Raw genomic sequence first — 11862 nt, 5'->3', positions numbered from 1 at the left:
GACGCACCCCCGGGCAGGCTACGACCATTGGTCGTGGCACGCGTCGTGGCACGCGCCGCAGCAGGTCAGCCGAAGGCGGCCTGCATATTGGTCACCGTCGGGTTCAGGATCACCCCGCGCTCGGTCACGATGGCATCGATAAGGCTGCCCGGGGTGACGTCGAAGACCGGGTTCCAGGCCGCGATCCCCTCGGCGACGGTGCGGGTGCCGCCCACGCCGTAGAGCTCGCCCGGGTCGCGCTGTTCGATCTCGATCTGTTCGCCATCGGCGGTGTCCATGTCCACCGTCGAGGACGGCGCCACGACCATGAACTTCACCCCGTGGTGGCGGGCGGCGATGGCCAGCTGGTAGGTGCCGATCTTGTTGGCGGTATCGCCGTTGGCGCAGATGCGATCCGCACCGACGATGACCCACTGCACCGCCCCGGTCTTCATCAGGTGCGAGGCCGCCGAGTCGGCGATCAGGGTGGCGTCGATGCCGTCCTGCTGCAGCTCCCACACGGTCAGGCGCGCGCCCTGCAGCCACGGCCGGGTCTCGCCGGCGAACACGCGCGCGATGCGGTGCTGGGCCATGCCCGCGCGGATCACGCCCAGGGCGGTACCGAAACCGGCGGTGGCCAGCGAGCCGGTGTTGCAATGGGTGAGCACCCCGCTGCCTGCGTCGATCAGGCCGGCGCCCAGTGCGCCCATGTGGCGGTTGGCGGCAAGGTCTTCTTCGGCGATGGCCTGGGCCTCGGCGGCCAGCACCTGGCGCCAGTCGGCACCGGCCGGGGCCAGCGCGCGGCGCATCCGGGCCAGCGCCCAGGCCAGGTTCACCGCGGTCGGGCGGGAGGCATTGAGCCGCTGCAGGGCCGGTTCGAGCTTCAGCAGGGCCTGCGCACCGTCATCGGCCTGGACCTCGTTCGCCGCCAGCACCACGCCCCAGGCGGCGGCAATGCCGATCGCGGGCGCGCCGCGCACGGTCAGCGCGTGGATGGCCTCGGCGACCCCGTCGCTGTCGCGGCACTCCACGTGCTCGACGATGAACGGCAGTTTGCGCTGGTCGAGCAGCTGCAGGCTCTCGCCGGTCCACAGGATCGGACGGATATGGTCGTAGCGGGCGTAATCGATGTCGGTGGATGCGTTCATGCGGCCATTGTAACGGCGCACCGTTGCACGCGGAATCGGGCGCTCAGTTGACCGCGAATTCGGCGCGGCAGCCCTTGTCCACCCACACGCCTCGGCTGTCCCAGCCCCAGCTGCTGCCCTGCTCGCACGGGGTGCCGGAGAGCTGCTTGTTGAGGGTGACGCCGTGGGTGATGCCTGCGCCGCAGAAGCGTCGCTGGCGCGACTTGGATTCACAGACGAGGATGCGCGGCACGTTGAGGAAGCCAGTGCCATCGGCGGCACCCACTTCGAACTCGCCCTGGCAGCCACGGGTCACCCAGATCTCGTTGCGGCGGTAGCCCCAGCTGTGGCCTTCGCGGCAGGGCAACGAGGTGAGCTGGCGAAGCAGGCGGACCGGCGCCCCCTGCAGCACGACTGGGCAGTTCTGCGGACGGCCATTGGATTCGCAGCGGACCACGCGGCGGGTGCGGCGTTCGCCATCGGCGCGCGGCGCGGCCGCCGAGTTCCGCGCGCGGAACTCGGCACGGCAGCCCAGGGTGACCCACACGCCGGAGCGATCAGTGCCCCACTCCGAGCCACGCACGCAGCTGTTGTCGGACAGCTGGCGGATCAGATCCACGCCGCCTTCGGTCGGCACATCGCAATGCACCCACTCCATGTCACGGGATTCGCAACGCACGACCTGGCCGGCATACCCGCCCGCTTGCGCCAAGGCCGTTTCGGGCATCAGCGCAGTCCACAGCAACACCGGCCACAGGGGCATGCCCGCGCCTACCAACAGCTTCATCAACACGATCCCCGCCACGCCTGAACGATCACATGACCACCTTCGGACATCCCGTGTGATCAGAGCATCATCATGCACCCCGTGCAAGACGCGAATGCGTCAAATACACCTCAGGCCCGGGCGAAATCGAAGGCCAGCACATCGGCGATCCGGCCGGTGCGGTTCATCGCCATCAGCAGGCGATCCACGCCGACCGCCACGCCCGCGCAGTCGGGCAGTGCCGGCAGGGCTGCCAGCAGGTGTTCATCCAGCGGCGGCAGTACATCGCCACGTGCCGTGCGGATCGCATGGTCGCGTTCAAAGCGCGCACGCTGTTCAGCCGCATCGTTCAGCTCGTGATAGCCGTTGGCCAGTTCCACGCTGCCCAGGTAGAGCTCGAAGCGCTCCGCCAGCGGCGGCGTGCCCGGGCGGATCCTCGCCAACGCCGCCTGGGTCGCCGGCCAGTCATGGACCACCGTCATCGTGTCGTCACGGAAGTGCGGCTGGATGCAGTGAGTCATCAGCAGATCGAGCCAGTCATCGCGGGTCAATCCCTCGGCGTCGATGCGCACGGCGGACAAGGGCGCCTGCAGCTGTTCCAGCGTCGCCTCGAACGGGTCCAGCCCGACATGCTGCTGGTAGAGCGCACGGTAATCGATCACCTGCAGCGTGGCCTCGCGCTGGACCAGCCGCAGTGCGTCGCGTACCAGGGTGGCGGTCTCGTCGATCAGACGGTGATGGTTCCAGCCCACCCGATACCACTCCAGCATGGTGAACTCGGGATTGTGGCGACCACCGGCCTCGCCGTTGCGGAACACGCGACCCAGTTCGTAGCAGTCGCCCACCCCCGCGGCGAGCAGCCGCTTGAGCGGGAACTCCGGCGAAGTGCGCAGCCAGCGCTGCGGCGTGCCTGCATCGACATGCCCGCTGAAACGGGTATGGAAGCTGTCGATGTTCGGCTCGGTGTTGCCAGCGGCGGACAGGATCGGCGTTTCCACCTCCAGTACGTCACGCGCGGCGAAGAAGCTGCGGATCAGCGCGTTGAGCGCGGCACGCTGGCGCAGCGCTGCGATCATGCGCGCGCGTCCTTCAGGCGCTGCGCCAGCGGCAGGGTCAACAGGTCGCGGGTGTCGTCGACATATCCGGTCGCCAGGTACAGCCGGCGCGCGAGTTCGTTGTGGTGGTTCACTTCCAGCCGCATGCGCTCCACGCCGCGTGCATTGGCACGCTGCTCCAGGATGGCCAGCGCCTGCTTGCCGCGACCGCGGCCGCGTGCGGCATGGCTCAGGTACAGCTCGTCCAGCAGCGCGAAGTGACCGCCCTGCTCCAGGCTGAAGCCCATCGCCAGCGCGCCGTAGCCGACCACGCTGCCCGCCTCGTCCAGCCACAACAGCACTTCGCCGTTGCGCGGATCGTCCAGCAGCGACGCCAGGGCCCTGCGCACGCGGGTGTCGTCGAAATCGAGTTTGTCTTCGGCGTAGAAATCACGCATCAGCCCGATCAGCAGCTCGGTGTCGGCTACGGTGGCCAGGCGGAAATCGAGGGGGACGGTATGCATGCGGGTTCTCTTTGAAGGACGGATCGCGGGGCAGGCGGCCCCGCGACAGATTCAGTGCTGCGCGAGGAAGGCCACCAGCTGGTCTTCGTCCCAGACCGGCACGCCCAGTTCCTGCGCCTTGGTCAGTTTGGAACCCGCCTCGGCACCGGCGACCACGAAGGAGGTCTTCTTCGACACACTGCCGGCCACCTTGGCGCCCAGCGCTTCCAGCCGTGCCTTGGCCTCATCGCGATTCATCTGCGCCAGCGTGCCGGTCAGCACGGCGGTCTGACCCTCCAGCGGGCCCGCGGCCTGCTCGGCCTGTTCCGGCGCCAGGGCCAGCAGCTTCCGGCGGTAGTCCTCGGCCTTGAGCAGCATCGGGCCATGGCCGTCGCTGTCCAGCCAGTCGGCCAGGCCGAGCGCCACCTCGCTGGGCAGCCCGGCCGCCACGAAACGCACCGGCTCGGCATCCAGCACCGAGGCCGCATCCGGCAGCATGGCGACCAGCTTCTCGGCGCGCAGACGGGTGATCCCAGGAATCTCCGCTTCGACCAGCAACTGTGCGAAATCCAGCCCCTCGCGCAGCTTGGCGATCGGCGGATGCACATCGCTGATGCGCACTTGGCCGACCTGCAGCAGCGCATCGATCGCCTCCTGGTTGCCGGCCTGCTCGAAGAAGTGGCCGAGCGAGCGCGCGACCTCACCGCCGATATCCGGCACGCGCTTGAACAGCGGCCACGGCAGATGGCGGATCAGCTCGAGATCACCGAACCAGGTCGCCAGGGCCTTGGCGGTGCTCTCGCCGACGTGCTTGATGCCGAGAGCAAAAATGAGGCGCTCCAGCGTTGTGGACCGACTGGCCTCAATAGCTGCGACCAGATTCTCGGCCCATCGCGTTGCATGCTTCTTGGGCCACGTGAACTCTGCCTTGCTTTGCCGAAGCAGGAGAAGCACATGAGCGCGCCAGGCCTCTATCCCGAGGTTGACGGCATCAAACGCGGATATCGGCTCGAATAGCTTTCGCGTAGCCTCATTCGCCCTTGCCGACAGGAAGGCACGCAGATTGCTGTCGATGTCCTCAGGCTCGCTGTCCAGCACCACCTTCAGCAGCAGAAAATCATCCATGGTCAGCGTGTACAGGTCCGCTGGCGACCTCACCACTTCTGTTTCGACCAGTAGATCGATGAAGCGGTCCCCCAGGCCATCGATATCCATCGCGCGGCGCGAGGCAAAGTGCGCGATGGCTTCCTTGCGCTGCGCCGGGCAGCTCAGCTCACCCGAGCAGCGCCAGGCCGCCTCGCCCTCTTCGCGGACGATCTCCGAACCGCACACCGGGCACTGCGACGGCATCTGCCACGGCCGGGTCCCGGCAGGGCGGCGGTCGGCGATCACGCTGACCACTTCGGGGATCACATCGCCGGCGCGACGCACGATCACCGTGTCACCCACGCGGACATCCAGGCGCGCGATCTGGTCGGCATTGTGCAGCGTCGCGTTGGAGACGATCACGCCCGCCACCGCGACCGGCGCCAAGCGCGCGACCGGCGTCGCCGCGCCGGTGCGGCCGATCTGGATTTCAATCGCCTCCACCGTGGTGGTCTGTTCCTGCGCCGGGAACTTGTGCGCGATCGCCCAGCGCGGCGCACGGGCGACGAAGCCCATCTGTTCCTGGCCGGCGCGATCGTCGAGCTTGTAGACCACGCCGTCGATATCGAACGCCAGCCCATCGCGGCGCTCACCGATGTCATGGTAATAGGCAAGCAGCCCGTCCGCGCCTTCCACCACCTGGCACAGATCGCTGACCGGGAAGCCCCACTCGCGCAGCTGGGCCAGCGTGGCCGAATGCGTGGCCGGCAGTTCACCGCCGTCGACCTGGCCGATGCCATAAGCGTAGAAGCTGAGCTTGCGCTTGGCGCTCATCTTCGGATCCAGCTGGCGCAGCGACCCCGCAGCGGCGTTGCGCGGATTGGCCAGCACCTTGCCGTCATGCAGGCGTGCATCGGCGTTGTAGGCCTCGAAATCGGCACGGGCCATGTAGACCTCGCCACGCACTTCCAGCACGTCGGGCCAACCGGCGCCCTTCAACGCCTGCGGGATCACCGCGATCTGGCGCAGGTTCGCACTGACGTCCTCGCCGGTGGCGCCATCGCCCCGCGTCGCGCCCTGCACGAACCGGCCGTTCTCGTAGCGCAGGCTGATCGCCAGGCCGTCAAGCTTGGGTTCGGCGGAGAAATACAGCGTGCTGCGGCGCAGGCGCTCGCCGATGCGGCGCACGAAATCCTGCACCTCCTCATCGCTGAAAGCATTGCCCAGCGACAGCATCGGCACCGCGTGGCGGACCTCGGCGAAGCGCGAGGAGGCCTTGCCACCGACCTGCCGGGTCGGAGAATCGGCGCGGGCCAGTTCCGGGTGCGCCTGCTCGATCGCTTCCAGCTCACGCACCAGCAGGTCGTACTCGACGTCGGGGATCAGCTGCTCGTCGCGCTCGTGGTATGCCTTGCCGGCATCCTCGATCTGGCGGCGCAGGACGTCGGCACGTGCGGCGGGACTGGGGGTCATGCGGAAGGCAATCCTGGTGGGGCATTCAATTTTACCCCTCCCCCCGCGCCTGCGCGCGGTGAAGAACGCTTGCCGGTGAACTGCGCGAGCTGTTCGCCCAGCAGGAAGGCTTCGGCAAGGATCACGTGCGGCTGTACCCGGGCTCGAGCGAGCCGCTGAACCGGGCGGCGCTGCTGTGGACCTCGCCCGCTGGGGGCTGGTCGTTGCCGATCCCACCTTCGAGGCACTGGGCGATCTCGCCGCCGCGCGGGGCGCCACCGTGGCCAAGGTCCCGTTGCAGGCCGATGTTGCACACGATGTGCGTGCGAGCGCGACGATGTGATCGTGCTGCACACCTTCTCCAAGCTCTACGGCATGGCCGGCCTGCGCCTGGGCGTGGCTGCGGCGCATCCGGACCGCTTGAAGGAACTGACCAGCCTCGGCGACAACCCGCTGCCGGTGACCGCGATGGCGGCAGGGCTGGCGAGCCTGCGCGATCCCGGGCTTGTCGCGCAGCGCAAGGCGGACAATGCACTGGTGCGGCAGAACACCGTCCGCTGGCTGGGCCAGCGCGGCGTTGCGTGCGTGCCTTCGGAGGCGAACTGTTTCGTGGTCGACCTGCAGAGCGGCGGCGCCGCGTTCTCCGCCGCCATGGCCGCGCGCGGCGTGGTCATCGGCCGCAGCTGGCCGATCTGGCCGCAGCGGGTGCGGGTGACAGTGGGGACCGAGGCCGAGATGGAGCGGTTCCGTGAGGCGTTCGCGGCGGTCGTCAGCGAGAACAGCTAGCGCCGCCCGTTGCGTGTCGGCCGGTGTGCGTATCGACCAACGGTCGATACCTACCGGCGCTGGTCCACGTCCCCGCCAAACCGCGCTGGGTTCACCAACGCGGGGCTTTGGTCAGCGGCGGGGCCTGATGCTGGCGGTCGTAGGCACGCAGCTCGTCGCGGATGTGCGCGATGCGCTGGCGGCCCAAGGCGTTGCGACTGTCATCGAGCACCACGCCATCGAGCAGTTCGCCCATGCGCTGCACGGTCGGCAGCATCTTTTCCCAAGCATCCAGCGCGGTCAGCGGCGCCGGCAGGGTCAGGAAGAAGGCGATCGCCGGCGTTTCCATCTCGCGGATGTTGGCCATGTCGAAACTGCCCGGCTTCATGATGCTGGCCATCGAGAAGATCGGGCCGCGCTCGGGGTGGCCTTCGACCAGGCGGTGGAAGACATTCATATGGCCGAACACCAGGCCGGTCTTTTCGGCCGCGACCACGATGTCTTCGCCCCGCAGCTGCTCGCCCGCGCGGGCGGCAACGAACAGCGAGACGATCTTGTCGAAATCCTGGGTGGTGCGCTTGCCCAGGTCGCTGGCCGGACCCGCGTCCACCTCGGGCAGGCCGAGTTCGGGCTGGGTCACGCCGTCTTCGCCCACCACGGGCGCAGCGCCGTCGGCCGGGCTCTCGCCGTCGCCCAGCACGGGCTCGCGGCGCTGGCCGTTGGCGCCTTCGGCGCCCTCGACGCGGCGGCCCTGCACTTTCTTTTTCGGACGGCCAAACAGGAAGATCGCAGCGATCAACAGCAGGCCGGCGGCCAGGATGCCGATGCGGAGCAGTGCCATGTCGGACATTCGGGAGGTTCTCCGGCTAAATCATTCAGGTACTTAAGGATGGCACGTCACGCCGCGCCCGCCAATCGTGCGGCTTCCTCCAGGTCGACACTGACCAGTCGGCTGACGCCCGGTTCGCGCATGGTCACGCCGGACAGCTGGTGTGCTGCTTCCATCGTGGCCTTGTTGTGGCTCACAAACAGGAACTGAACCTTCTCGCTCATTTCCTTGACCATGTTGGCCAGGCGACCGACGTTGGCTTCGTCCAACGGCGCGTCCACCTCGTCCAGCAGGCAGAACGGGGCCGGGTTGAGCTGGAAGATCGCAAACACCAGCGCCACCGCGGTCATCGCCTTCTCGCCACCGGACAGCAGCGAGATGCTCGAAACCCGCTTGCCCGGCGGCCGCGCCATGATCGCAACACCGGTGTCGAGCAGGTCTTCACCTGTCAGTTCCAGGTACGCGTGGCCACCACCGAACAGGCGCGGATACAGCTGCTGCACGCCGGCGTTGACGCGATCGAAGGTGTCCTTGAAGCGGCCGCGGGTCTCGCGGTCGATCTTGCGGATCGCGTCTTCCAGCGTTTCCAGCGCGGTGGTGAGGTCGGTGTTCTGCGCGTCCAGATACTCCGAACGCTGCGAGGCCTCGCCGTATTCCTGGATGGCGGCCAGGTTGACCGGCTCCAGGCGGCGCATGCGGCCATCGATCTGGTGCACGGCCTGCTCCCAGTCAGTGACGCGCGCATCTTCGGGTAGCCCGTTGATCACGTCCTGCAGCACGAAGCCGGCTTTCTCCACCGACGCCGACAGCTGGTCGGCACTGAGCACGAGCGCCTGCTGGTCGAGCTTGCGCTGGGAAATCCGCTCGCGCTGCGCCAGCGCCTGTTCATCGCGCTGGTGGCGGGTCTGTTCGAACGTACGCAGTTCGGCATCGATGCCGTCCAGCAGGGTGCGGGCCTCACCCAGCACGCGATCGGCGCGCACGCGCTCGCCCAGTGCGTTCTGGTGTTCGGCTTCCAGCGTCTTGACCGGGGAATCGCCTTCATCGAGCTGCGAATGCAGTTCGCCCAGGCGGGTATCCAGCTGCCCGCGCTGCGTGCTCATGCGCTCCAGCGCCTGGCCGAGCGAGGCCATCTGCGCGCGTTGCGATTCCAGGGTCAAGGCCAGCGAATGCGCCGCTTCGCGCACGTTGCGCGCCTGGTCGCGGGCCTGGTCGCGGGCATCGGTGAGCTGGCGTCGCTCGCCTTCCAGCGCGGCCCGGACCGATTCCAGATCGCCCATACTGGTGACCGCGTCGTCCAGGCGCGAGCGTGCTTCGCGCACCTGCTCACGACCGGCATCCAGCGTTTCCAGCAGTTGCACCAGTTCGCCTTCGATGCGATCGATGCGGGTGCGCGCGGCTTCCACCTTGCCCTGCTGGCTCTGCAGCTGCCCACCCAGTTCTGAGACGCTGCGGTGGGCCAGATACAACTGGCGCTGCGCGTCTTCGCGCTGCTGCTCGCCGGCCAGCAACTGGTCGCGGAAGCCGGCCAACTGCTGCTCGAGCGCGACTTCTCGGTCCTGCAGGTTTTCAATCTGCTCGCGCAGGGTGACGATCTCGCGCTCACGCAGCAGCGCGCCCTGCTTGGCCGCGCCGGAGCGCGACACCCGCACCCAGCCCTCGCCCAGGCGCTCACCGCCACGGGTGATGACCGAATCGCCCTCGCCGAGCGTTGCCTGCAGCGCACGCGCCGCCTCGAGATCCTCGGCGGCATGCAGGCGCGCGAGCAGGCGACGGATCGCGGTCGGGCCCTGCACTTTCGCGGCCAGCGAAGTCGGCGCGACGGTCAGCGCGTCCTGCTCGGCCGAGACCAACGCGATACGGCCTTCGCCGAGTTCGCCCAACGCGTCCACCAGCGATTCCGGAGCATCGACCAGCACGCCTTCGATCAGCTGACCGAGCGCGCTTTCCACGGCGTTTTCCCAGCCACTTTCCACGGTCAGGCGCTCACCGACGCGTGCGCCCGAATCCAGCCCACGTGCCTTCAGCCACGCCACGGCAGCGCCCTGCTCCTGGCCCAGTGCGGCCTGCTGCAGGGTTTCCAGCGACGACAGCCGGCCGCGGGCGGCCTGGGCCTGCTTGCGGATCTCGGCCAGCTCGGTCTGCCCGGTGCGCTGGCGATCCTGCAGCCCGGCCACGGCGATCTTGCGTTCTTCGACCTGCTCGTTGAGCACATCCAGCGAGGCTTTCTGGGTCTCGTGCTGGATGTGCAGCTCCTCGAACACCTCGGCGAGCGCGTCCAGGTCCAGCCCGGCGCGTTCGGCCTGCAGCGATTCGCGGCGACGGTCCGCTTCGAGCACCTGGCGGTCCAGATAGTCCACGCGGGTGCGTTCGACTTCGCCGGCACGCGAGGCCTCGGAGGTGCTGCGGGTATGGCTTTCCCACCGCTGCTGCCAGTCGGTCAGACGGGCCTCGGCATCGCGCAGGGCTTCCTGCTTGATTTCGTTTTCTTCCTGCAGCTGCTCCAGGCGCGGCTCGGCATCGTCCACCGCCTCACGCAGCACCATCAGCTTGGCCTCATCGCCGCTGATGTGCTGGCCCAGATCGGCCAGCGCCTGCTGTGCTTCATCGCGCGCCTTGTTGAGTCGCTGCGACATTTCGCGCTGGTGCTGGATCTGCTGCTCCAGGCGCGCCAGCGTGCTGCCGACCTGGTAGACCTCGGCCTGCGCGGTGTTGAGCGCATCGGAGGCTTCTTCGCGGCGCAGCCGGCTGGTTTCGATCCGGGCCTCGGCATCGCGCTGCTCGGCGATCAGCTGCTGCAGGCGGGTTTCTTCGCGCGACAGCGCTTCGCGCAGTCCGCCCAGGCGGCCGTCCAGACCGCGGTATTCCAGCGCCTTCCACTCGGCATCCTTGACCTTGCGCTCTTCCTGCAGCGCCTGGTACTGCTCGGCCTGGCGGGCCTGGCGCTTGAGGTGCTCGAGCTGCTTGCCGATTTCCTCGCGCAGGTCGCCGAGACGATCCAGGTTCTCGCGCGTGTGGCGGATGCGGGTTTCGGTTTCCTTGCGGCGTTCTTTGTACTTGGAGATGCCGGCGGCTTCTTCGAGGTACACGCGCAGGTCTTCGGGGCGGGCCTCGATGATCTTGCTGATCATGCCCTGTTCGATGATCGAGTAGCTGCGCGGCCCCAGGCCGGTACCCAGGAACAGATCGGTGATGTCGCGCCGGCGGCACTTGGTGCCGTTGAGGTAGTAGTTGCTGCTGCCGTCGCGGCTGACGGTGCGCTTGACCGAGATCTCGTTGAACGAGGCGTATTCGCCGGTGATCGTGTGGTCGGTGTTGTCGAAGATCAGTTCGACGACGGCCTGCGAGACGGGCTTGCGGGCGGAGGAGCCGGAGAAGATGACGTCGGTGAGCGAGTCGCCGCGCAGGCGGCTGGCGGAGCTTTCGCCCATGACCCAGCGCACGGCGTCGATGATGTTCGATTTGCCACAGCCATTGGGGCCCACCACGCCGGTCATGTTGGTCGGCAGGTGCAGCGTGGTCGGATCGACGAAGGATTTGAATCCGGACAGCTTGATCGTGGACAGACGCATGGCGTGATGGTTTTCCGGGCGAAGGCCTGAAGCGACCCCCACCATGGTGGATTACGGAGCGGATTTACCCTTCAAGCCATTGATGTTGCAGGGTTTCAATGGCCCCGGGGGCGACGCGATAGCCTGAGTATAACGGGGCGGGTGTTCAGCGGGCTGCGGGGGTGGAGCCAAAGCCAAAGCCCGCATTTCAGGGTGGCGCGAGGCGGGACGGCGTGGGTGGGCTCGCGGGACCCGCCGTGAACCCGTCCATGGGGGCTCGTAATGCGCCATCCATGGCGCCTTACGGTCCCGCCACCCCACCCACGCCATCCCGTAGACAGAGGGCTGGTGTGCGGGCGAACAGCCAAAGCGGAACAGCCCGGACCGGACCCACGCTGGCCGAGCTGGCCGAGCTGGGCGAGCTGATCCGAGCTGACCCGCCATCGACACGCCGGAACGGGCGTAGAGCCACGCCATGCGTGGCTGGCGCGGTACCTGGAACCTGGAGCATCCACGCATGGCGTGGATCTACCCAAGCCGGCCGTCTATCACCCCAATGGCGCAGACCCCACGTGCCCTGGAACGCTGAGGTTGCCCTGCCCTCCCAACCGCCGCACCGGAAACCGCGCTGGAGGGTGCCGGGTAGCCCGGCCCGGGACCGTAAGGCGCCATGGATGGCGCATTACGAGCCCCCATGGGTGAGAACGCATTGCTTGCGAGGCACTGCCTCGCATGCGTTCGAACGCACAGCCGCCAGCGGCTGGGCCGGA

At 67.9% G+C, this 11862-nt stretch carries 7 protein-coding genes and 1 pseudogene; 1 reads left to right on the top strand and 7 read right to left on the bottom strand.

From position 1 onward, the window contains the following. Positions 1–65: 65 nt before the first annotated feature. The 5 genes from mtnA to ligA all read right to left on the bottom strand — a co-directional run bounded on the left by mtnA (position 66) and on the right by ligA (position 5968). The gene (gene mtnA, locus HDC96_RS02340; RefSeq protein WP_179458577.1) at positions 66–1127 is read right to left on the bottom strand and encodes an S-methyl-5-thioribose-1-phosphate isomerase; all 1062 of its coding nucleotides are present in this window, start codon (positions 1125–1127) and stop codon (positions 66–68) included. 43 nt (positions 1128–1170) lie between these two features. Beyond that, positions 1171–1893, bottom strand: coding sequence for a DUF3011 domain-containing protein (locus HDC96_RS02335; protein ID WP_179458576.1), 723 nt, complete (start codon positions 1891–1893; stop codon positions 1171–1173). Between the two features lie 110 nt (positions 1894–2003). Continuing rightward, positions 2004–2948 carry an EF-P lysine aminoacylase EpmA gene (gene epmA, locus HDC96_RS02330; protein WP_179458575.1) on the bottom strand — a complete coding sequence of 315 codons (945 nt, stop codon included), beginning with the start codon at positions 2946–2948 and terminating at the stop codon, positions 2004–2006. After that, positions 2945–3430: a GNAT family N-acetyltransferase gene (locus HDC96_RS02325; protein WP_179458574.1), complete on the bottom strand. Its 486-nt coding sequence runs from the start codon at positions 3428–3430 to the stop codon at positions 2945–2947. The genes epmA and HDC96_RS02325 overlap by 4 nt, the downstream gene beginning before the upstream one ends. Positions 3431–3481: 51 nt before the next feature. Continuing rightward, positions 3482–5968, bottom strand: coding sequence for an NAD-dependent DNA ligase LigA (ligA, locus tag HDC96_RS02320; protein ID WP_179458573.1), 2487 nt, complete (start codon positions 5966–5968; stop codon positions 3482–3484). Here ligA and HDC96_RS02315 point away from each other — a divergent pair. Beyond that, a pseudogene (locus HDC96_RS02315) lies at positions 5877–6733 on the top strand (aminotransferase class I/II-fold pyridoxal phosphate-dependent enzyme). The gene ligA and the pseudogene HDC96_RS02315 sit on opposite strands and share 92 nt — an antisense overlap. 91 nt (positions 6734–6824) lie before the next feature. Here the strand turns inward: HDC96_RS02315 and zipA are convergent. Both zipA and smc read right to left on the bottom strand, forming a co-directional pair. Further along, positions 6825–7562: a cell division protein ZipA gene (gene zipA, locus HDC96_RS02310; protein WP_179458572.1), complete on the bottom strand. Its 738-nt coding sequence runs from the start codon at positions 7560–7562 to the stop codon at positions 6825–6827. Between the two features lie 47 nt (positions 7563–7609). Further along, complete coding sequence (smc, locus tag HDC96_RS02305) at positions 7610–11113, bottom strand: chromosome segregation protein SMC (RefSeq protein ID WP_179458571.1); 3504 nt, start codon at positions 11111–11113, stop codon at positions 7610–7612. Positions 11114–11862 lie beyond the last annotated feature (749 nt).

This window comes from Stenotrophomonas sp. JAI102, assembly GCF_013409105.1.
GTDB classification, from domain to species: Bacteria; Pseudomonadota; Gammaproteobacteria; order Xanthomonadales; family Xanthomonadaceae; genus Stenotrophomonas; species Stenotrophomonas maltophilia_AA.
This window is presented reverse-complemented; position numbering and strand designations above follow the sequence as displayed.

What these genes read in the sequence shown, in the direction of transcription:
- mtnA (WP_179458577.1), bottom strand. Translation starts at nt 1,127, where the DNA reads ATGAACGCATCCACCGACATCGATTACGCCCGCTACGACCATATCCGT.
- HDC96_RS02335 (WP_179458576.1), bottom strand. Translation starts at nt 1,893, where the DNA reads ATGAAGCTGTTGGTAGGCGCGGGCATGCCCCTGTGGCCGGTGTTGCTG.
- epmA (WP_179458575.1), bottom strand. Translation starts at nt 2,948, where the DNA reads ATGATCGCAGCGCTGCGCCAGCGTGCCGCGCTCAACGCGCTGATCCGC.
- HDC96_RS02325 (WP_179458574.1), bottom strand. Translation starts at nt 3,430, where the DNA reads ATGCATACCGTCCCCCTCGATTTCCGCCTGGCCACCGTAGCCGACACC.
- ligA (WP_179458573.1), bottom strand. Translation starts at nt 5,968, where the DNA reads ATGACCCCCAGTCCCGCCGCACGTGCCGACGTCCTGCGCCGCCAGATC.
- zipA (WP_179458572.1), bottom strand. Translation starts at nt 7,562, where the DNA reads ATGTCCGACATGGCACTGCTCCGCATCGGCATCCTGGCCGCCGGCCTG.
- smc (WP_179458571.1), bottom strand. Translation starts at nt 11,113, where the DNA reads ATGCGTCTGTCCACGATCAAGCTGTCCGGATTCAAATCCTTCGTCGAT.